Source organism: Bradyrhizobium sp. USDA 4341 (assembly GCF_054063755.1).
In genome coordinates this window covers 3789956-3809423 of sequence record NZ_JBSSGO010000002.1, presented here as the reverse complement: position 1 = coordinate 3809423, position 19468 = coordinate 3789956, and the positions used below count along the sequence as shown (strand labels likewise).

Below are 19468 nucleotides of genomic sequence, written 5' to 3'. Positions count from 1 at the left end.
TTCGAGCGAACCTGCCCCGCACTTGATGCGGGGTGGATCCCGGTTCGCGTGAAGAAAACGCGTCAAAACAAGGGTCAGGCCAGTGTAACTTTATTCAGGGCCAGCAGCGCGGGGAAATCCTCGCCTGCGAGATAGGCATGTTCGATCTCGCGCTGCGTCGTCAGCGGGTCGAGGTTTTTCAGGGTTTCATCGACGAAACCGGGATGGCACATCACGAGCCCGTCTTCCGGCAGGCCGTCGAGGAAGCCCTGCATCAGGCCTGCGAATTCGCTGCCGCGCGTAAAATCGTAGGCGCCGGCGAAGGCCGGGTTGAAGTGCAGGCCCGATCGCTGGGCCTTGATCCGGAATTGCGTGCTGAGCACGTTCAGCACCAGCGCTTTCGGCGCCGTCAGCTGGCGCGCCAGCGGGCCTTCGCGTCCGCACTGCCGCACCCAGGCCTTGGGCGCGCGCTCCTTCACGGCGCGCAGGAAGCCGTCGCGCACCTGCGGGAACAGTTGAGCGTGCTGGTGGCCGTCGACGAAATCGGGCGCGCGGCCGAACATTTCGTGGAAGGCGTCGAGCTGCGCCAGCACCTCGGCATGGACCAGATCGGCATCGAGCCGATGCATCAGCCCGGCGCGCAACAGCCTCGGGAACGGCAGGAACATGTCGCCATCGAGCGGACGGAAATGCATCGTCAGCGGCCGGAACGGCGCGGTCAGCGTCACGTGCAGCCCGATCGCACAGCGCGGGCTTTTCGCGACCGAAGCCTGCAGCGCAGCCGCAGCCTCGCGGCCGATTGCCGGCGTCACCATCATCACCGACGTCGCATTGAGACGGCCGCGCTCGATCAGGTCGCGGATCGCGCGGTTGACGCCGTCGCTCAGGCCATAATCGTCAGCACACAGCCAGATCCGGCGCGGCGAAGTCTCGCTCATTCGGCCGCGGTCCGCTCGGTGGCGCTTTGCGCCGCGCCGCCGTCGGCGTGCTTCTCGGTATGCTCGGCGACGAAGTAGATCGGCCGTGCCTTCAATTCGGAAAGGATCTTGCCGATATATTCGCCGACGATGCCGATCATGATCAGCTGCACGCCGCCGATCGTCATGACGCCGATCATCAGCGAGGGATAGCCGGGGACCTGCTTGCCGGTGGTCAGCACTTCCCAGAGGATCGAGAGGCCGAACAGGAAGGCCGCGCCTGCGAGCAGCGCGCCGAGCAGGCTGGCGAAGCGCAACGGCGCCACCGAGAACGAGGTCAGGCCCTCGATCGACAGGCCGATCAGCCGGCCGGCATTGAAGGTGGTGACGCCATGCGCGCGCGGCGCTGGCTCGTAGTCGACGCGGATCTGCCTGAAGCCGATCCAGCTGGCGAGGCCCTTGAAGAAGCGGTTGCGCTCCGGCAATTGCCGCAGCGCCAGCGCCGCGCGCGGCGACAGCAGGCGGAAGTCGCCGGCATCCTCGGGAATCTTCTGCCGCGCGCCCCAGTTGATCAGCGCGTAGAAGCCGCGCACGGAAAGCCGCCGCAACGCCGATTCATTGTCGCGATGCGCCTTCGCCGTGTAGACCACGTCGTAGCCGTCATCGATCCAGTGCGCGACCAGTTGCTCGACCCGGGTCGGGGGATGCTGGCCGTCGCCGTCCATGAACAGCACCGCGCCGCGGCGGGCATGGTCGAGGCCGGCCATCAGCGCCGCCTCCTTGCCGAAATTGCGCGACAGCGACACCACCTGCAGGTCGAGCCCGTCGGCGGCCAGGCCGCGCGCGATGGTCAGCGTGTTGTCCGCGCTGCCGTCGTCGACATAGACCACTTCGCAGTTAATGCCGTAACGGGCGCGCAATGACCGGGCGAGGTCGATCAGCCGTTGGTGCAGCGCCACAAGCCCGGCGGCCTCGTTGTAGACGGGCACGACGATGGACAGACCCTGCGCGGCGGCGGTCTTGGCGGTTGTGGTCAGGCTGGAAACGTCAGAGCCCAGCATCATCGGTCAGGTTCCAGAACTAGAGCGTTTTCCAGCGAAATCGGGTTCGCCTTCGCGTGAAGAAAACGCGTCACAACGAGAGATCATGAACACAATATGGTACCGACGGCCGGCTGTCGCCAACATGAACGGCCCCGCCCGCTCATTGTCGCAGGAACGCCTCGAGCTTGGCGAACAGCGGGTTCTCGCGGTCGAACACGTAGTCCAGCGACACCACCGACACGGTTTCGGCACCGTGCTCGCGCAGGAAGCTGCCGAGCGCGTAAAGCTTGCCCGGTGGGCAGTGCAACGTCAGCATGCCCGACGAGGTCGGGCTGCCGAACGGGGCGACCACGCCGAAGCGGGTATGCGCTTCGGACAGCAGCGCATCGTTGCAGCCGGCGAAGCGGGTACGCACCTCGCGGTACTTGCTGGCGCGGGCGCGCGCGGCGATGTGGTCGAGGATGACGCGCGCGGTCTCGCGGGCGCCGGTCGACCAGTCGGCATCGCGGGAGGCGACGAGGTTGGCTTGGCTGCGCAGCATCACGCCGTCGTCGAGCACCTTGAGCCCGTTGGCGGCGAGCGTCGCACCCGTCGTCGTGATGTCGACGATCAGCTCGGCGGTGCCGGCCGCGGGCGCGCCTTCGGTGGCGCCGGCGCTCTCGACGATGCGGTAGTCGCCGACGCCGTGCTTGGCGAAGAAGCCGCGCGTCAGATTGATGTATTTGGTCGCGACCCGCATGCGGTGATTGTGCTGCTCGCGGAAGCCGCTTGCGACGTCGTCGAGATCGGCCATGGTACGGACGTCGATCCAGGCTTGCGGCACCGCGACCACGACATTGGCATAGCCGAAGCCGAGGCCTTCGATCATCAGCACGCGCTTGTCGGCATCCGGAATGGTCTCGCGCACCAGATCCTCGCCGGTGACGCCGAGATGCACCGAGCCGCGCGCCAGATTGGCCGCGATCTCGCTCGCCGACAGATAGGCGATCTCGACATTGTCGACGCCGGCGATGGTGCCGCGATAGTCGCGCGCCCCGCCGGCCTTCGACAAGGTCAGCCCGGCGCGGGCGAAGAAGCTCTCCGCGTTTTCCTGCAAACGCCCCTTAGAGGGAACGGCGACGACAAACGGCGTGCTCATCGGGCGCCTCCGGAGGCGCCGGCCTTGCCATGCCGGGTCATCGCCTCGATCCAGACCGAGAAGCCGACCGCCGGGATCGGACTGGCCGAGCCGAGCTGCGTCATCAGCCCGTCATAGCGGCCGCCCGCGACCAGCGGCTCGGCGCCGTTGCCCCTGGCGTGCAGCTCGAACTCGAAGCCGGTGTAATAGTCGAGGCCGCGGCCGAACGCGGTCGCGAACCGCGTCCTCCGGATGTCGATGCCGCGCGCGGCCATGAAGCCGACGCGGCTTTCGAACTGGTCGATCGCCGCGGCAAGGTCGAGCCTGGCGTCGGAGGCCAGCGCGCGCAGCTGCGCGATTGCGTCGTCGGGATCGCCCGATATGGCGAGGAAGCGCTTGATAGTGGCGAGGGCATCGCGCGGCAGCGCGCCGCCCTTCAGCGTCGATTGCTCGAGGAAGCGGTCGGCGATCTCGGCGACAGTGCGGCCGCCGACATTGGTGGTGCCGGCGATCGACATCAGATCGGTGACCAGCGCCAGCGCCGCCTTGCGGTCGGATCCGGCCAGCGCTGCGAGCACGCCCTCATATTCGTTGCGGCCCGGCGCAGTCGCCAATGTCAGCTGCTCGATGTCGTCAGTCAGCGAAACCTTGCGGTTGAAATCCTTGATCAGCCGGCGCCGCCACACCGGATAGAGCTCGAGCGCATCGATCAGCGCGTTGAACAGCGCGACGTCGCCGGTGCGGATCTCGACATCGGTCAATCCGAAGGCCGTGGTTGCCTCCAGCGCCAGCGCCAACATCTCCGCGTCGGCCGCGGCGCGGTCCTGCCGCCCGAAGGATTCGATGCCGGCCTGCAGGAACTGGCTCGGCTGGCCGTCGCGATAGCGGAACACCGGGCCGAGATAGCTGAAGCCGGCCGGCTGGCCGGCGCGGGACGAGGCGAGGTAGTCGCGCGCCACCGGGATCGTGAGATCCGGGCGCAGGCAGAGTTCCTCGCCGCTCGGGTCGGTCGTCAGATACAGGCTTTTGCGGATGTCCTCGCCGGACAGGTCGAGGAACGGTTCGGCCGGCTGCAGGATCGCGGGTTCGGACCTGAGATAGCCGGCTTGCGCGAACGAGGCCAGCAGCGCATCCGCCCAAAAGGCCGAACCAGAAGCCGCTCCTGGGGCGGATCCGGTGGCGGGTCGTGGTGCGGCAGCTTCGCTCATCTCGACGTCCAAAAGGTCCGGATTCGGGTACCGGCACTGGTTCCAAGGGTGGTTCGGGGCAGCCCTTACCATGGCCGTATCACGGTTTCGACAGCGATCGACCAAGTGGCTTAATGATTGCGTGCGTTAACGATTTTACGACGGCTTGGCTAGGTGGAACCGGAACGTTCGATGGCCTATGGCAAACATTGCTAAAGCCTGTGGTCGCTCCCATAATTGGGGGAGAGGGCCCCATCATGAATATGAACGTCTCATTGACCGACGAGTTGAGCGAGTTCGTCAAAACCAAGGTTGCGAGCGGCCGTTACACCTCGGCAAGCGAGGTCGTGCGAGAGGCGCTGCGGATCATGGAGCAGACGGAAGAGGCGCGATTGGCATTCCTTCGCAATGCCTGGGCGGCGGGACAGGCGAGCGGCGACGCGGGTCCGGCTGACTTCGCTGAAATCAAGGCGCAGGGACGCGCCCGGTTGAAGGCAACGGGCAAGTAAATTGGGAGAGGTTCGCCTTTCTCGAATCGCGCAAAGCGACCTCGCCGAAATCTGGTTTCTCATCGCATCCGAAAGTGGGCCTGCGACGGCAGATCATTGGATCGATCGCATTGAAGCGCGCTGCGGCCAGTTGGCGCAATTCCCTGAATCGGGGCCGGCGCGTCCCGACATTGCCGCTGGTGCGAGGATGCTCGTGATTTCGCGGTGGCTGGCGCTTTACGAGATTATCCCGGGCGGCGTGCGCATCATGCGCGTCATCGATGCCGCGCGCTCTCTTGGAGAGCTGGATTTGTCCGGCGAATAGACCGCCGGCCCGCGGGCTGCCATTCCGGTTAGCCCTTTGCTCCCCAATCCCCCAGCGCCGCCTGCACCAGCGCCAGCGCGGCAACGGCGGCGGTGTCGGCGCGCAGGATGCGCGGGCCGAGTGCGAGACGGAGGATGTTGGGTTGGCGCAGCAGCAGCGCGCGCTCCTCCTCTGCAAAGCCGCCCTCGGGGCCGATCAGCACGTCGATCCCGCCGTTTGCGGCGGTCGCCGTCTGCAACGCCTGCACCGGGTTCGCCACTTCTGCCGCCTCGTCGCAGAACACCAGAAGCCGCGCCGGATCGCGCCCTGCCAGGAAACGTTCGAGCGGGAGGGGATCGGCGACCTCGGCAAGCGAGATGATCCCGCATTGCTCGGCGGCCTCGACCACATTGGCGCGCATCCGCTCGCCGTTGACCCGCGATACCTGGGTGAAGCGTGTCAGCACCGGCACGAGCCGTGCCGCGCCCATCTCGACCGCCTTCTGCACCATGTAGTCGAGCCGCGCATGTTTCAGCGGCGCGAACGCATAGCTCACGTCGGGCAGGCGGTCCTGCGGGCGGGTCTGCGCCGTGATCGTCAGCGTGTCGGCCCGCTTGCGGCCGGAAATCTCCGCGCGCCATTCGCCGTCACGCCCGTTGAACACCAGCACGGTATCGCCGGCGCCAAGCCGCAGCACGTTGCCGAGATAATTGCTCTGGTCGCGTTCGAGCGAGACGGTCGCGCCGGCACCGAGCGGGGCATCGACAAACAGGCGGGGGCTGCGAAAATCGAGTTCAGGCATGTCCTGGGTTCCTGAGCCGCGTTCTAGCCCAAAGGTGCTGCCAAGTATCGCCCGCTGCTGTTGATTGCGATCGGAGAGGATCGGCAGATTCCGTAATCGGCGTCGGGTGCCGGCTGAAACGGCTTCAATTCGGCGGGGCAAGTTAACCAAACCGGACGACACCGTAGTCCCGCGGACTCGTCAGGAACGCACCGGCCAACTAACTACAGTGGTGTCGATATATTGCTTCTGTCACCAAGTCATTTTGAAGTCCGAGGGGTCGCTTGCACGCGGCCCCTTTTGCCGCTCGGACAGCGCCTGGAGCCGCGGATTCAAACCGAGGCGTCGCCGAAAATCCCGTTCAGGCACATTTGATGGCCGGATTTACCGCCGTTCGCAGTCTAAAGGCTTCAAATCGGGGAACAATTTAATGTGGCCGGTGTGGCCCTACGCCGCGCTGTCGCCCAAATCCACGGGTTGTTAAGGGCTCACAGGAATCGTAAAACGCCCCCAATTTTCGTTGCTTCGTTTTGTTGCGCTGGGGTTGCCTGGACCTTTTGCCGGAGAAACACCCTCGATGATCCGCCGACTGATCGTGCTGACCGTTGCCGCGACCGCCCTGTCCGCGGGGCACGCCGCGGCCCAGAGCGCCTTTCCGGCGCCGTTGCCCAATCAAGGCCAGGCTGGCACCGCGTCGGATCCCGCGTTCCCGCCGGTGAACGGCGCGCGCCCAAGCCGGGCGAGCACCGCTCCGGATCCTGCGTTTCCGCCGGTCAACGGCGCGCCCGCGGCCAGGGTCGGCGGCGCGCCGTCGCCATTTCCGAGCAGTGGTGCGGCTCCGATCGCCGGCGGCGGTCTGTCGTCTCCGCCGCCCCCGCCCGGCGCCGGTGGTGGCGCCGCCGGTGACGCCTGCATGAAGGATTTCGTCCCGCTGCGCGAGGAGACCGAGCGGCGCGGCAAGGCGATCAAGGCGGCGAGCGACCGGCACGCCAGCCCCCAGGAGGCCTGCAAGCTGATCGGCAATTACAGCCAGGCCGAAGTCAAGATGATCAAGTATGTCGACGGCAACGCGTCGAAGTGCGGAATCCCGCCGCAGATCTCCGATCAGCTCAAGAACGGCCACAAGAATACCGAGGCGTTGCTGAAGAAGGTCTGCAACGTCGCGGAGCAGGCGGCGGCGCAGCCGCGCGGTCCCGCGGGGCCGTCGCTGAGCGACGTGCTCGGCTCGTCCGCCTCGCTGCCGGAAGCGACACCGACCAAGAAGGGCGGCAGCACCTTCGACACGTTGAACGGCAACGTTCTGACCCGATGATTGGGCGCCCGATGATTGACCAGCCATGAGCGATGTCTCCGCCCGCGTTGCCGACTCCACAGGCAACTGGGTGGACACCCATGCGCCGGTCTGGTCGCGGCCCTATCTGCGGCTTGCGCGCTACGACCGGCCGATCGGCTCCTGGCTGTTGTTGATGCCGTGCTGGTGGTCGGCGGCGCTCGCCGCCGGCGTCGCGCACGATGTGCGCTCGCTCCCGCTCGTCGTCCTGCTGTTCTTCGTCGGCGCCTTCGTGATGCGCGGCGCGGGCTGCACCTGGAACGACATCACCGATCGCGATCTCGACGCCAAGGTCGAGCGTACGCGGTCGCGGCCGATCCCGGCCGGGCAGGTCACGGTGACGCAGGCGGTGGTCTTCATGGTCCTGCAGGCGCTGATCGGGCTTGCCGTGCTGCTGCAGTTCAACCGCTTTGCGATCATGACCGGCATCGCCTCGCTCGTGATCGTTGCGATCTACCCGTTCATGAAGCGGATCACCTGGTGGCCGCAGGTCGTGCTCGGCCTCGCCTTTTCCTACGGCGCGCTGATGGGATTTGCGGTGACGCTCGAGCGCATCGATGCGGCCGCGATCGCGCTTTACGCCGGATCGATCGCCTGGGTGATCGCCTACGACACCATCTACGCCCATCAGGACGCCGAGGATGATGCGCTGATCGGCGTCAAATCCACCGCGCGCCTGTTCGGCGCACGCACCCATCGCGCGCTGGTGATTTTCTATGGTCTCGCCGTGCTGCTGATCGGCGTGGCGTTCGCGCTCGCGGGCGCGCGCTGGCCGGCCTGGATCGGCCTTGCGGCGTTCGCGCTGCATCTCGCCTGGCAGGTCCGCCGGCTCGACACCAGCGATCCCGCGCTCTGCCTGCGCATCTTCAAATCCAACCGCGACGCCGGCTTCATCCTGTTCGCGAGCCTGGTCGTCGATGCGGTGCTGCGCGCGGCGTAACGGCGACCTCTCGTCATTCCCCGGTGCGCAATTGCGCACCTGAGGGCTCGCGAAGCGAGAAGAGCAAGACTCGGACGATTCATGTCGCGAGAACGCGAGAGTATGCCCCGCCAGCCGATCAACAAAATCGGTGTCGTCCCTGCCTTGAGCCGAGACCCATAACCACGAATGCGAATTGGCTTGCAGAGCTGTGGCTCCAGCTCATCGCAACAATACAACCCTGTGGTTATGGGTCCCTGCTTTCGCAGGGACGACGCTTGAGGATGTCGGTAATGCCACCCACTCAGTGTCGTCCTGGCGAAAGCCAGGACCCATTACCCCAAATCTCAATTGTTGTGCGACGCTGGGGCCGCGATCACGCTCGTCACCGAAAGCGGTGGTTATGGGTCCTGGCTTTCGCCAGGACGACGAAAGAGGTGAGAGGCGTGGAGCGCAGCGAAACGAACTCAATTCCGTGCGATGATCTCGCGCTCGTCGCGATGCACGCTGGTGCCGTTGAGGCTGACGCCGGCGCGGCGGCGGACCAGGAATTTCGGGCGGCGCGCGCGGATTGCGTTGCGGCGACGGCGGCGCGGGGCAGGCTGGCGCGGCGCCGGCTCGGTCAGTTGCGGGAGATGGAAGATGTCGCTCCACATCTGCCAGGCGGAGCTGATCTCTTCGGCATCCGAACTGGTGCCGAGCGGAATGGAGAGCGCGGGATCGCGGTGAACCAGCACCAGCATCTGCGCGTCGTCGATGCCGCGCAGCGCGACGCCGAGGAAATCGCTGACGCGAACATTGACCGCCATCCGCATGCCGAGAACGGCACGGCGCAGCACGACATGTTCGCGGTGAAGCTCGACCTGCCGCATGCCGCCATCCGCGCGCGCATCCTGCGCGTGGAAGCTGAGCGGAAGGGAAAGAGGGTCGAGCCGCAATGCGCGGCTCGACCCGGCGGAATTGATTCCGCTTGTTGGTGTTTGACGCCTCAAAGCCTTAGTCTCCCCGCCGGGATTATGTTCCCGGTCGATGTGTGAGAGCCTAGCCGAGCGATGGCCGTTTCGGCTTAAAAAGCCTGGTTAACCGCTCCTCACCTGGCGCCATGATTGACAAGAGGTTGGCCCGCATGATTGACGAAGCCTTGCGCCGATCACTCAAATCTTTGTTGCCCGCCGGTGCAAAGTGCTTGAATTCCCTGTGAATCCGGCACATCTGGTTAGGTCTGTCGACGCCATTCCGGGCCCCCCTCAATCCGCAGGAATTCGTTCGTGAACTCTTCACCATCTGCATCGCGACACGGCGATACCTCCGATCTGTTCGACCAATCCGGCCTGAGCGACCTTGCGCAGCGCCTGGTCGAAGCCGCAAAGCGCGCCGGCGCCGATGCGGCCGATGCCATCGCGGTGCGCGGCGTCTCGCAAGGCGTCGAAGTCCGCGACGGCCGCGTCGAGGAAACCGAGCGCTCCGAAGGTGACGATGTCGGACTTCGGGTGTTCGTCGGCCAGCGCCAGGCGGTGGTGTCGACCAATGACGTCAGCGGCGACGGGATTGCAAAGCTCGCCGAGCGCGCGGTCGCGATGGCGCGGGTGGCGCCCGACGACAAATATGTCGGTCTGGCCGATCCCGCGCTCCATGCGCATGATTTCCCCGATCTCGATCTGCTCGACCGTACCGTCCCGACCACCGCCGAACTCGAGCAGCGCGCGATCGAAGCGGAAGCTGCGGCACTCGCGGTCAAGGGCGTCACGAAATCCGGCGGTGCGTCGGCCTCGACCGGGATCGGCGGCATGGTGCTGGTGACTTCGACCGGCTTCCACGGTTCTTACCTGCGCTCCAGCCACGGCATCTCGACGACGGCGATTTCCGGTGAAGGCACCGGCATGGAGCGCGACTATGATTTCACCAGCGCGCCGCATGCGTCCGATCTCGATTCACCCACGGCCGTTGGCCGCAAGGCCGGCGAGCGCGCGGTGGCGCGGTCGAATCCGCGCAAGGTCGAGACTTGCAAGGTGCCTGTGGTGTTCGATCCGCGGGTTGCGGGCTCGATCGTCGGCCATCTGGTCGGCGCCATCAACGGCGCCTCGATCGCGCGCAAGACCAGCTTCCTGAAGGACAAGCTCGGCGAGCAGCTGTTCTCCAGAGATATCCGTATCATCGACGATCCCTTGCGCGTGCGCGGCCTGCGTTCGCAGACCTTCGACGCCGAGGGCGTCAAGGTGAAGAAGATCGCGCTGATCGACGAAGGCGTGCTGACCACCTGGGTGCTGGACTCCGCGACCGCGCGCGAGCTCGGCCTGGTCACGACCGGGCATGCGCATCGCGGCGTGTCGTCCTCGCCGTCGCCCGGAACATATAATCTGCATCTCGAGCCCGGTGCGGTGACGCCGAAGGAGCTGATCTCCGATATCAAGCAGGGCTTCTATGTCACCGACCTGATCGGCTCCGGCGTCAACGGCGTGACCGGCGATTACAGCCGCGGCGCATCCGGCTTCTGGATCGAGAATGGCGAGATCACCTATCCGGTCAGCGAAGTGACCATCGCCGGACACCTGCTGCCGATGTTCAAGTCGCTGGTTGCCGCCAACGATCTGGAATTCCGCTACGGCGTCAATTCCCCGACACTGCGCATCGAGGGCCTGACAGTTGGCGGACGCTGATACGGACGACTGGACCAAGGCGCGCGACGCCGCCTTGCTGACCAGATCGGTGCAGGAGGCGGGCCGGCTCGCATTGTCGCTGTTCCGCACCGAATTGAAGAACTGGATCAAGGGCGCGTCCTCGCCGGTCTCCGAGGCCGACATCGCCGTCAACGACCTCCTGGAGCAGCAGCTGCGTTCGGCGACGCCGGCTTACGGCTGGCTGTCGGAGGAGAGCGCCGACAACGCGACCCGGCTCGACAGGCGCTTCACCTGGATCGTCGATCCGATCGACGGCACCCGCGCCTATCTCGCCGGCCGCGAGGACTGGTGCGTCAGTGTGGCGCTGGTTGAAAATGCATCGCCGGTGCTCGCGGCGGTGTATGCGCCGGTGACCGGGGAATTCTTCTTCGCCGCCCGCGGCCAGGGCGCCACCCTGAACGACGCTGGCGTGCACGCAACCGCGGGCACCGATTTCGATTTTCCCCGCATGGCCGGACCGAAACCGTTGGTGCAGCGGCTCAGCCCGACGTCGGACGAGATTACGCTGTTTCCCCGGATCGGATCACTGGCCCTGCGGTTGTGCCGCGTAGCACAAGGTCGACTTGACGCCGCCTTTGCGGGCGGGCAAAGCCGCGACTGGGATCTTGCCGCCGCGAATTTGATCGTGCAGGAAGCGGGTGGTAAGATGACCGCGCTCTCGGGGGATGCGATTGAGTACAATCGCCGGGAGGTGACGCATGGGGTGCTGGTGGCAGCAGGACGCGAACGTCATGCACGCATTGTCGAGCATTTTCGCAACCGTCCATTGCCGTGAGGCCCCGCCGATCCGCACCGTGTTTCCGATTGTGACGAACAGACTTGTTACGACAAACCTGTGACGACCAGATTTGTAACGACCAGACTCGTGACGACCAGACTTGTGACGACCACGACTTCATTTGCTTGCCGGGCATCTCGTTAGGAAAACCATCTCATGTCAGACAATGCCCAGCCACAGCTGCTTCACCTCGTGATCGGCGGCGAGTTGACCGATCTCGAGCACAACACCTTCAAGAACCTGGACGAAGTCGAGATCGTCGGCGTCTACCCGAACTATGCGACCGCCTATGCGGCCTGGAAGGCGAAGGCGCAAGCGACCGTGGACAACGCCCAGATGCGCTATTTCGTCGTTCACCTCCACCGGTTGCTCGATCCTGAGCAGGACACAAAGCACTCCCATTGAAACGACTTCTTCGCGATCTGCTGCGCAGCGGCTTCGTGCAGCGCGTGCTGGGTGTGCTTGCGGCTGAGTATCTGCGGCTGGTGTGGTACACCAACCGCTTCATCTATCAGCCGCATGACGTATACGGGATCGTCGAGCCCTTGATGCCGGCGATCTTCGTGTTCTGGCACGGCCAGCACTTCATGACGCCGTTCATCAAGACCAAGGACAGCTACCGTGCCAAGGTCCTGATCTCCCGGCACCGCGACGGCGAGTTCAACGCCCTTGCGGTCGAGCGGCTCGGCATCGGCACGATCAGGGGTTCCGGCGACCATTCCGGCGCGTTCCACCGCAAGGGCGGCGTCGGCGCCTTCCTGGAGATGGTTCGGACGCTGGAAGACGGCTGCAACATGGCCACCACGGCCGACGTGCCGAAGCGGGCGCGGGTCGCGGGCCTCGGGGCCATCATGCTGGCGCGGGAAACCGGCCGGCCGATCATCCCCTTTGCGATGGTCACCAGCCGATTCATCCGGTTGAAAAACTGGGATTCCACGACCATCAATTTGCCATTCGGGCGCGGCGCAGTGGTAGGTATTGAGCCGGTCTATGTGCCGCCCGATGCCGATGCCGCAACGATGGAAAAGCTTCGGCAGCACGTGGAGAATCTTCTCAACGAAGCGACCCGGCGCGCCTATGCAGCCGTCGGGCGGCCGGAGGCAGCGCTTGGCTAGCTCGCTACCGATGACGTTGCGTGTCTACCGCAAGCTGTCGTCCGCGATGGTGCCGCTCGCGCCTGCGCTGATCAAGCGGCGGCTCAAGCTCGGCAAGGAAGACCCCGAACGGGTCGGCGAGCGGCGCGGCATGAGCGGCGACGTCCGGCCGCAGGGGCCGCTGGTGTGGATTCACGGCGCGAGCGTCGGCGAGGTGCTGGCGGCGGTGCGGGCTGATCGAGCGGCTGCGCGCGCTCAATCTGCGCATCCTGCTCACCTCCGGCACGGTGACCTCGGCCGCGATCGTGGCCAAGCGCTTTCCGCCCGATGTGATCCATCAATACGTGCCGTATGACTCGCCGCGCTATGTCGCGCGCTTCCTCGATCATTGGCATCCGTCGCTGGCGCTGTTCATCGAGTCCGACCTGTGGCCGAACCTGATCCTGTCGAGCGCCGCGCGGCGGCTGCCGATGGTGCTGATCAACGGGCGGATGTCGCAGCGCTCGTTCCCGCGCTGGCGCCGGGTCTCCAACACCATCGGGGCGCTGCTCGGACGGTTCGACATCTGCCTCGCGCAGTCGAAGACCGATGCCGAACGCTTTGCCGCGCTCGGCAGCCCCAACGTCATGGTCACCGGCAACCTCAAGCTCGACGTCGCGGCGCCGCCGGCCGATCCAGCCAAGCTGGAGCGGCTGATGTCGGTGACGCGCGGCCGCGCGATCGCGGTTGCCGCATCCACCCATCCCGGCGAGGAAGAGCTCCTGATCGAGGCGCACAAATCGCTCGCCGGATTCTTCCCCGGGTTGCTCACGGTGATCGTGCCGCGGCATGCCGCGCGCGGCGAGGCGGTGGCGCGGCTCGTGACGGAAGCAGGCCTGCGCCCCGGGCTGCGCTCGCACGAGGATCTGCCGGTTGCGACCACCGATATCTATGTCGCCGACACGATGGGCGAGCTCGGCCTGTTCTACCGGTTGGCGCCGATCGTGTTCATGGGCGGCTCGCTGGTCGCGCATGGCGGCCAGAACCCGATCGAGGCGATCAAGCTCGGCGCTGCGATCGTGCACGGCCCGCACGTGTTCAATTTCACCGAGGTCTATGACGCACTCGATCGTGCCGGCGGCGCGCGGCGCGCCGACGATCTGGAAGCGCTGGTCAAGCAGCTTGGCCAGTTCCTCGCCGATCCCGCGGCACGCGATACGTCGCTTGCGGCCTCCGAGCGCGTCGTCGAACAGCTCGGTGGCGCGCTGGAGCGCACGGTGACCGCTCTCGAGCCCTATCTGTTGCAGCTGCAGCTCGAGATGGGAGCCGCCAATGCGTGAGCCGGCCTTCTGGCACCGGCCATCGTCTTGGACATCGCAACTGTTGAGACCGCTTGCCGCGCTCTATGGCGCGGTTGCCGCGCGGCGGATGCAGCGCTCCGGCATCGATGCCGGCATTCCCGTGATCTGCGTCGGCAACTACCACGTCGGCGGCGCCGGCAAGACGCCGACCGTGCTGGCGCTGGCAAAGCTGCTGCGCGAGCTCGACGAGCGGCCGGTGGTGCTCAGCCGCGGCTATGGCGGCCGGCTTGCCGGCCCGGTCAAGGTCGATCGTGACCACCATACGGCGGCCGATATCGGCGACGAGCCGCTGATGATGGCGGCGACATTGCCGGTCGTTGTCTCGCGTGACCGCGCCGCAGGTCTGGCGCTGGCGCGCGCACAGAACGCGAGCGTCATCCTGATGGATGACGGCTTCCAGAATCCGAGCGTGATCAAGGACGCCTGCCTGATCGTGATCGACGCCACGCGCGGCGTCGGCAATGGCCGCGTCATTCCGGCCGGACCGTTGCGCGCGCCGCTGTTGCCGCAGCTGGAACGCACCGATGCGCTGATCGTGGTCGGCGAGGGGGGCGCGGCGCAGAAGATTGCGGCCGATCTCGCGTCCCGTGGCAAGCCGGTATTGGCCGCGCATCTGAAGCCAGACCAGGCTTCGCTGGCGGCGCTGAGCGGCCAGCGCGTACTTGCCTTCGCCGGCATCGGCGATCCCGCGCGCTTCTTCAACTCGCTGCGCGCAAGCGGGGTCGACGTCGTGCGCAACACGGCTTTCCCCGATCATCATGCCTTCACCAAGGACGAGATCGCGCAGCTCGTTGCCGATGCGCGAGGTGACGCCTTGACGCTGGTGACGACGGAAAAGGATCTGGCGCGGTTGCGTGGTCCGGCCGGGATGCCGGCCTGGGCACAGGCGATCATGCCGTTCGCGGTGACGCTGCAATTCGAGGATGCTGCCGCGCTGCGGCGCCTGGTGACCGATCAGCTGTTCAAGGCGCGGAGCAGGAGGCTGCACACATGAACCCAGCCTCGAGCTTAAGCCTGCGACTTGAGCACGCCGGGATGGTGGCGCTGCAGCACGGCGGTCGGGGTCGCGTAGGCCTCCTGCAGGTCGACGCTCCAGTACTTCAGCTCGTCGAGCGGAATCCGGACGTCGGTGATGGCACAACGCACAAAGGTGCCAGGCGAGATCACGCGGAAATCGCCGTCGAGATATTGCACTTGCGCTTCGCCATGGCCCGAGGGACCGAACTTGTTCAGCACGTTTGAGCTCTCCGCCTTGCCTCGCACGAGGCCACCTGGATATTTATCAAGCCATCTATCACAGATAGGGGGTCATGTCCGCCCGTTAAACCACCGACTTGTGATGATTTGGCGGCAGACGTGCATGGTAGCGTTGCGGCCGTGGTCCGCTGTGTTTGCGGCGCCATAACGAGCCGGCCGGATCGGATGCGCCTCAAGTCAGTTTTCATGTGCCTCGCCATGCTTGCCGTGCCGGCCGCGGCGGCCGCGCCGCTTCCGGCCCCGCATCAGGTCGAAATTCCCGAAGGCAATGTCACGCTGCACGCGCAGCTCTACCGGCCCGATGGCGATGGCCCGTTCCCGACGGTCATCGCGCTGCACGGCTGCGGCGGTCTCGCCGGCCGTTCCGAGCAGGTCGCACCGCGCTATCGCGACTGGGCCGAGCAACTGCTCACATCAGGCCATGCGGTGCTGCTGCCCGACAGCTACGGCTCGCGCGAGCTCGGACCCCAGTGCCGCATAAGGGAGCATCAGGTCCAGACGCGCCGTGCGCGGGTTGCCGACATCAACGCGGCGCGGCAGTGGCTGGTGCAGCAGAAATGGGTGGCGAAGAGCCGTATCAGCCTGATCGGCTGGGGCAACGGCGCGGCCGCCTTGCTGTGGGCGGTGCGGCCGCAGATGTGGTCGCGCAACGTCGAGCCGGACTTCCGCTCGGCGGTCGCGTTCTATCCGGATTGCCGCACCTCGTCAGGCCTTGGCTGGAGCGCGCGGGTGCCGACGCTGGTCCTGATCGGCGCGCGCGACGATGTGACGTCATCATCGGCCTGCCACCAGATGGTCGACGGCGCGCGCGGCCGCAGCGCGCTGGCGCGGATCGTGGTCTATCCCGAGGCCTATCACGATTTCGACCGCGCCAACCTGCCGCTGCATGCGGTCGCGGCCTCGTCGGATGTCGACATCACGGAGCCCGGTCACATCGGCACCGATGCGAGCGCGCGCAAGGACGCGCAGAAGCAAGTCGCCGAGTGGCTTTCGCGCTAGAGCGTTTTCGAGCGAAGTGGACCCCGGTTCGCGTGAAGAAAACGCGTCAAAACAAGAATCTAGAGCTTCGGTTCTGATTCAATCAGAACCGAAGCGCTAGAGAAAAATCAGAACAGGCTGCCCTGATCGACCGGCTTGGTGACGCGCTTCGGCGCGGCCGGCTTCGCCTCACGCTGAGGCTTCGGCTGGCTCTCAGGCGTCACCGTCGCCGCGGGCTGATCGGCATCCGTGGTGGCAGCGACGCGGCCGTCGGCGAATTCGATCGACAGGGCGGCGTTCGGGCCGACCGCCGCGGCGGAATGGATCGCGTGTCCCTGCGCGTCGCGCACCAGCGCAAAGCCGCGCGCCAGCACGCCGCGATAGGACAGCGCCGACAGCAGCTGGCTGCGATGGGCGACCCGCGCCTCGAGCCGCTGCAGCGTGGTCAGCAGCGCGCGGCGGGCACGCTCGGCGAGGCGGTGGGTGCGCTCGAGATCGCGCGCGATCGCGTTGCGTTGGGCCTGCGCATTGGCGAGCTTGGAGGCCTTGAGCCGGATCTCGAGCCCGCTGAAGCGTTCGCGCCGGCGATGCAGCAGCGAGCGCGCCGACAGCGTGATGCGCTCGCCCGAGACGGTCAGCCGCTGGCGCGCATGCGCGACCTGGCCGCGCAGCACGCCGATCGTGAGGCGCGAGCTCGACGCGGCAAAGCGGCGGAAATGCGCGTGCGTATTGGCCTTCAGTCCGCGCGGCAGCCCGGCTGCGAGATGATCGAGCCGCTGCCGCGGGATCGCCAGCAGTTCGTTCGCCGCCGGCAGCGCACGCGCCGCGGCACGCAGTTCGTTGCGGCGGGCCTCCTGGCCGCGCTGCCAGCACACCATGGTGCGGCGGCCGAGCGCCTGAACCTCGACGAACAGCTCGCTGCGCACCGGCACCGCCATCTCGGCGGCCGCGGTCGGCGTCGGCGCGCGCTTGTCGGCGACGAAGTCGATCAGCGTGATGTCGGTCTCGTGGCCGACCGCGGAGATCAGCGGGATATGGCTCTCGGCCGCGGCGCGGACCACGATCTCCTCGTTGAACGACCACAGGTCCTCCAGCGAGCCGCCGCCGCGTGCGACGATCAACAGATCGGGCCGCGGGATCCTGCCGCCCTCCGGCCAGCGCGTTGAAGCCGCGGATCGCGGCCGCGACCTGTTCGGCCGAGCCGTCGCCCTGCACCTTGACCGGCCAGACCAGCACGCGGCGGGGAAAGCGGTCCTCGAGGCGATGCAGGATGTCGCGGATCACGGCGCCGGTCGGCGAGGTGACGACGCCGATCACCTCGGGGAGCCAGGGCAAGAGCTGCTTGCGGGCCTCGTCGAACAGGCCCTCGGCCGCGAGCTTCTTCTTGCGCTCCTCCATCAGCGCCATCAGCGCGCCGACGCCGGCCGGCTCCAGGGAGTCGATGACGATCTGGTACTTCGAGGAGTTCGGATAGGTGGTCAGCTTGCCGGTGGCGATGACCTCGAGGCCTTCCTGGGGCTTGAAGCGCATCCTTGCGTGGGCGAACTTCCAGATCACCGCCTCGATCTTGGCGCTCTCGTCCTTCAGGGCGAAATAGCAGTGGCCGGAGGAGTGCGGGCCGCGGAAGCCGGAAATCTCGCCGCGGACGCGGACATGGCCGAAGCGGTCCTCCACCGTCCGCTTCAGGGCGGAGGAGAGTTCCGAGACGGTGAATTCGGGCGCGTTGACGAGATTCGGAGCAGCGGTCATCTGGCCTATAGAATCGGGGTTTTCGACCCCGTGTGCAAGGTCCGGACGCCTCGTTTCAAGCGTCGAATCACATATCCACATCTGATCGAACCGCTGGTTGCTGCGGTCCGGGAGCGTGCTAAACCGGACAAAACGGCGTTACAACCCCTCTAATCGGCGACACAGATGAACATCCTCCTGCTCGGTTCCGGCGGCCGCGAACATGCGCTGGCGTGGAAGATCGCCGCATCTCCGCTGGTGACGAAACTCTGGTGCGCGCCGGGCAATGCCGGGATCGCGCGCGAGGCCGAGTGCATCGCGCTCGATGTCGCCGACCATGCCGCGGTGATCGAATTCTGCCGGCGCAATACGGTCGATCTGGTGGTGGTCGGGCCGGAGACGCCGCTCGCCGCCGGCATCGTCGATGATCTCGCCGCCGTCGGCATCAAGGCGTTCGGGCCGGGCAAGCAGGCCGCGCAGCTCGAGGGCTCCAAGGGCTTTACGAAGGACCTCTGCAGCGAGTTCAATATTCCGACCGGTGCCTATCGCCGCTTCGACAATGCGAAGGACGCGGTGGCCTATGTCCGCGCGCAGGGCGCGCCGATCGTGGTCAAGGCCGATGGGCTCGCCGCCGGCAAGGGTGTCGTGGTGGCGCAGACCTTGCTCGAGGCGGAAGCCGCTGTTGCGATGATGTTCGAGGGCGCATTCGGCTCGGCCGGCGCCGAGGTCGTGATCGAGGAATTTTTGTCGGGCCGCGAGATCAGCTTCTTCGCGCTGTGCGATGGCGAGACCGCAATTCCGCTGGCCTCAGCGCAGGACCACAAGCGGGTGTTCGATCACGACAAGGGGCCGAACACCGGCGGCATGGGCGCCTATTCGCCGACGCCGTTCGTGACGCCGGAGGTGCACGACCAGATCATGGCGCGGATCATCCTGCCGACGGTGGCCGGGATGAAGAGCCGCGGCACGCCGTTCAAGGGCGTGCTCTATGCCGGCGTGATGCTGACCGCGCAGGGCCCAAAACTGTTCGAATACAATGTCCGCTTCGGCGATCCCGAGTGTCAGGTGCTGATGCTGCGGATGATGTCGGACATCGTGCCGGCACTGCTCGCCGCCTGCGACGGGCAATTGAAGAACTTCGATCTGCGCTGGTACCCGGACCCGGCGCTGACGGTGGTGATGGCGGCCAAGGGTTATCCCGGCGACTACATCAAGGGCACGCGGATCGATGGCCTCGATGACGCCGCGAAGGTCGACGGCGTCGAGATCTTCCACGCCGGCACGGTGGCCAAGGACGGCGCAATCCTCGCCAACGGAGGTCGCGTGCTGAACGTCTGCGCGATGGGCAAGACGGTGACCGAGGCGCGCGACCGCGCCTATCAGGCCGTCGATCGCATCAAATGGCCCGAGGGATTCTGCCGCCGCGACATCGCCTGGCAGGCGGTGGAGGCGGAAAAGCCGACGGGCTAGCTCGCGCCGCACTTTTCGCTCGTCATGCGCGGGCTTGACCCGCGCATCCATCGCCTTCGATAAAGTCTCTTCGTGAGACG

At 66.3% G+C, this 19468-nt stretch carries 18 protein-coding genes and 2 pseudogenes; 12 read left to right on the top strand and 8 right to left on the bottom strand.

What is annotated here, in order from left to right:
• Window positions 1-74: 74 nt before the first annotated feature.
• The 4 genes from ACVIGB_RS24045 to ACVIGB_RS24030 form a co-directional block, all read right to left on the bottom strand.
• On the bottom strand, window positions 75-917 hold the full coding sequence (locus tag ACVIGB_RS24045) for a ChbG/HpnK family deacetylase (protein WP_456720772.1): 843 nt from the start codon (window positions 915-917) through the stop codon (window positions 75-77).
• Complete coding sequence (locus ACVIGB_RS24040; protein ID WP_456720773.1) at window positions 914-1960, bottom strand: glycosyltransferase family 2 protein; 1047 nt, start codon at window positions 1958-1960, stop codon at window positions 914-916. Before ACVIGB_RS24040 ends, ACVIGB_RS24045 begins: the two co-directional genes overlap by 4 nt.
• A 139-nt stretch (window positions 1961-2099) precedes the next feature.
• Window positions 2100-3077: an ATP phosphoribosyltransferase gene (hisG, locus tag ACVIGB_RS24035; RefSeq protein WP_456720774.1), complete on the bottom strand. Its 978-nt coding sequence runs from the start codon at window positions 3075-3077 to the stop codon at window positions 2100-2102.
• Window positions 3074-4264: an ATP phosphoribosyltransferase regulatory subunit gene (locus ACVIGB_RS24030; RefSeq protein WP_456720775.1), complete on the bottom strand. Its 1191-nt coding sequence runs from the start codon at window positions 4262-4264 to the stop codon at window positions 3074-3076. Before ACVIGB_RS24030 ends, hisG begins: the two co-directional genes overlap by 4 nt.
• Window positions 4265-4500: 236 nt before the next feature.
• Here ACVIGB_RS24030 and ACVIGB_RS24025 point away from each other — a divergent pair, with 236 nt between their 5' ends.
• Together ACVIGB_RS24025 and ACVIGB_RS24020 are read left to right on the top strand one after the other, a co-directional pair.
• The gene (locus ACVIGB_RS24025) at window positions 4501-4752 is read left to right on the top strand and encodes a type II toxin-antitoxin system ParD family antitoxin (protein ID WP_456720776.1); all 252 of its coding nucleotides are present in this window, start codon (window positions 4501-4503) and stop codon (window positions 4750-4752) included.
• Window position 4753: 1 nt separating this feature from the next.
• On the top strand, window positions 4754-5056 hold the full coding sequence (locus ACVIGB_RS24020) for a type II toxin-antitoxin system RelE/ParE family toxin (protein ID WP_456720777.1): 303 nt from the start codon (window positions 4754-4756) through the stop codon (window positions 5054-5056).
• Between the two features lie 28 nt (window positions 5057-5084).
• On the opposite strand, the gene ACVIGB_RS24015 is transcribed toward ACVIGB_RS24020, so the two are convergent.
• The gene (locus ACVIGB_RS24015; protein ID WP_456720778.1) at window positions 5085-5837 is read right to left on the bottom strand and encodes a 16S rRNA (uracil(1498)-N(3))-methyltransferase; all 753 of its coding nucleotides are present in this window, start codon (window positions 5835-5837) and stop codon (window positions 5085-5087) included.
• A gap of 556 nt (window positions 5838-6393) precedes the next feature.
• On the opposite strand from ACVIGB_RS24015, the gene ACVIGB_RS24010 reads away from it, so the two are divergent.
• Complete coding sequence (locus tag ACVIGB_RS24010) at window positions 6394-7128, top strand: hypothetical protein (RefSeq protein WP_456720779.1); 735 nt, start codon at window positions 6394-6396, stop codon at window positions 7126-7128.
• 25 nt (window positions 7129-7153) lie between these two features.
• Window positions 7154-8086 carry a 4-hydroxybenzoate octaprenyltransferase gene (ubiA, locus tag ACVIGB_RS24005; protein ID WP_456720780.1) on the top strand — a complete coding sequence of 311 codons (933 nt, stop codon included), beginning with the start codon at window positions 7154-7156 and terminating at the stop codon, window positions 8084-8086.
• 446 nt (window positions 8087-8532) lie between these two features.
• Here ubiA and ACVIGB_RS24000 read toward each other — a convergent pair whose 3' ends face one another.
• Window positions 8533-9057 (bottom strand): DUF6101 family protein, encoded by a 525-nt coding sequence (locus ACVIGB_RS24000; RefSeq protein WP_456720781.1) that lies wholly within the window; start codon window positions 9055-9057, stop codon window positions 8533-8535.
• Between the two features lie 276 nt (window positions 9058-9333).
• On the opposite strand from ACVIGB_RS24000, the gene ACVIGB_RS23995 reads away from it, so the two are divergent.
• The 6 genes and pseudogenes from ACVIGB_RS23995 to lpxK all read left to right on the top strand — a co-directional run bounded on the left by ACVIGB_RS23995 (window position 9334) and on the right by lpxK (window position 14949).
• Window positions 9334-10722 carry a TldD/PmbA family protein gene (locus ACVIGB_RS23995; protein WP_456720782.1) on the top strand — a complete coding sequence of 463 codons (1389 nt, stop codon included), beginning with the start codon at window positions 9334-9336 and terminating at the stop codon, window positions 10720-10722.
• Window positions 10709-11518, top strand: a complete 810-nt coding sequence (locus tag ACVIGB_RS23990; RefSeq protein ID WP_456720783.1) for a 3'(2'),5'-bisphosphate nucleotidase CysQ — start codon at window positions 10709-10711, stop codon at window positions 11516-11518. The genes ACVIGB_RS23995 and ACVIGB_RS23990 overlap by 14 nt, the downstream gene beginning before the upstream one ends.
• Window positions 11519-11677: 159 nt before the next feature.
• Window positions 11678-11926, top strand: a complete 249-nt coding sequence (locus ACVIGB_RS23985) for a DUF4170 domain-containing protein (RefSeq protein WP_050628541.1) — start codon at window positions 11678-11680, stop codon at window positions 11924-11926.
• Window positions 11923-12636, top strand: coding sequence for a lysophospholipid acyltransferase family protein (locus ACVIGB_RS23980; RefSeq protein ID WP_456720784.1), 714 nt, complete (start codon window positions 11923-11925; stop codon window positions 12634-12636). The genes ACVIGB_RS23985 and ACVIGB_RS23980 overlap by 4 nt, the downstream gene beginning before the upstream one ends.
• A pseudogene (locus tag ACVIGB_RS23975) lies at window positions 12599-13934 on the top strand (3-deoxy-D-manno-octulosonic acid transferase). Before ACVIGB_RS23980 ends, ACVIGB_RS23975 begins: the two are co-directional and overlap by 38 nt.
• Entirely contained in the window at window positions 13927-14949 is a 1023-nt protein-coding gene (gene lpxK / locus ACVIGB_RS23970; RefSeq protein ID WP_456720786.1) for a tetraacyldisaccharide 4'-kinase, read from the top strand. Before ACVIGB_RS23975 ends, lpxK begins: the two are co-directional and overlap by 8 nt.
• Before the next feature lie 14 nt (window positions 14950-14963).
• Here the strand turns inward: lpxK and ACVIGB_RS23965 are convergent, their stop codons facing one another.
• The gene (locus tag ACVIGB_RS23965) at window positions 14964-15191 is read right to left on the bottom strand and encodes a DUF2093 domain-containing protein (RefSeq protein ID WP_029079217.1); all 228 of its coding nucleotides are present in this window, start codon (window positions 15189-15191) and stop codon (window positions 14964-14966) included.
• A gap of 186 nt (window positions 15192-15377) precedes the next feature.
• Between ACVIGB_RS23965 and ACVIGB_RS23960 the strand changes: the two genes are divergently transcribed.
• Window positions 15378-16211 carry a dienelactone hydrolase family protein gene (locus ACVIGB_RS23960; protein WP_456720787.1) on the top strand — a complete coding sequence of 278 codons (834 nt, stop codon included), beginning with the start codon at window positions 15378-15380 and terminating at the stop codon, window positions 16209-16211.
• A gap of 107 nt (window positions 16212-16318) precedes the next feature.
• Here the strand turns inward: ACVIGB_RS23960 and xseA are convergent.
• Window positions 16319-17939 (bottom strand): annotated as a pseudogene (gene xseA / locus ACVIGB_RS23955) (exodeoxyribonuclease VII large subunit).
• A gap of 165 nt (window positions 17940-18104) precedes the next feature.
• Here xseA and purD point away from each other — a divergent pair.
• Window positions 18105-19388: a phosphoribosylamine--glycine ligase gene (purD, locus tag ACVIGB_RS23950; protein WP_456720788.1), complete on the top strand. Its 1284-nt coding sequence runs from the start codon at window positions 18105-18107 to the stop codon at window positions 19386-19388.
• The last annotated feature ends 80 nt before the right edge of the window (window positions 19389-19468 follow it).

Excerpts from the sequence above, each read along its gene's own strand:
- ACVIGB_RS24045 (WP_456720772.1), bottom strand. The coding sequence starts at position 917 with ATGAGCGAGACTTCGCCGCGCCGGATCTGGCTGTGTGCTGACGATTAT.
- ACVIGB_RS24040 (WP_456720773.1), bottom strand. The coding sequence starts at position 1,960 with ATGATGCTGGGCTCTGACGTTTCCAGCCTGACCACAACCGCCAAGACC.
- hisG (WP_456720774.1), bottom strand. The coding sequence starts at position 3,077 with ATGAGCACGCCGTTTGTCGTCGCCGTTCCCTCTAAGGGGCGTTTGCAG.
- ACVIGB_RS24030 (WP_456720775.1), bottom strand. The coding sequence starts at position 4,264 with ATGAGCGAAGCTGCCGCACCACGACCCGCCACCGGATCCGCCCCAGGA.
- ACVIGB_RS24025 (WP_456720776.1), top strand. The coding sequence starts at position 4,501 with ATGAATATGAACGTCTCATTGACCGACGAGTTGAGCGAGTTCGTCAAA.
- ACVIGB_RS24015 (WP_456720778.1), bottom strand. The coding sequence starts at position 5,837 with ATGCCTGAACTCGATTTTCGCAGCCCCCGCCTGTTTGTCGATGCCCCG.
- ACVIGB_RS24010 (WP_456720779.1), top strand. The coding sequence starts at position 6,394 with ATGATCCGCCGACTGATCGTGCTGACCGTTGCCGCGACCGCCCTGTCC.
- ubiA (WP_456720780.1), top strand. The coding sequence starts at position 7,154 with ATGAGCGATGTCTCCGCCCGCGTTGCCGACTCCACAGGCAACTGGGTG.
- ACVIGB_RS23985 (WP_050628541.1), top strand. The coding sequence starts at position 11,678 with ATGTCAGACAATGCCCAGCCACAGCTGCTTCACCTCGTGATCGGCGGC.
- lpxK (WP_456720786.1), top strand. The coding sequence starts at position 13,927 with ATGCGTGAGCCGGCCTTCTGGCACCGGCCATCGTCTTGGACATCGCAA.
- ACVIGB_RS23960 (WP_456720787.1), top strand. The coding sequence starts at position 15,378 with ATGCGCCTCAAGTCAGTTTTCATGTGCCTCGCCATGCTTGCCGTGCCG.
- purD (WP_456720788.1), top strand. The coding sequence starts at position 18,105 with ATGAACATCCTCCTGCTCGGTTCCGGCGGCCGCGAACATGCGCTGGCG.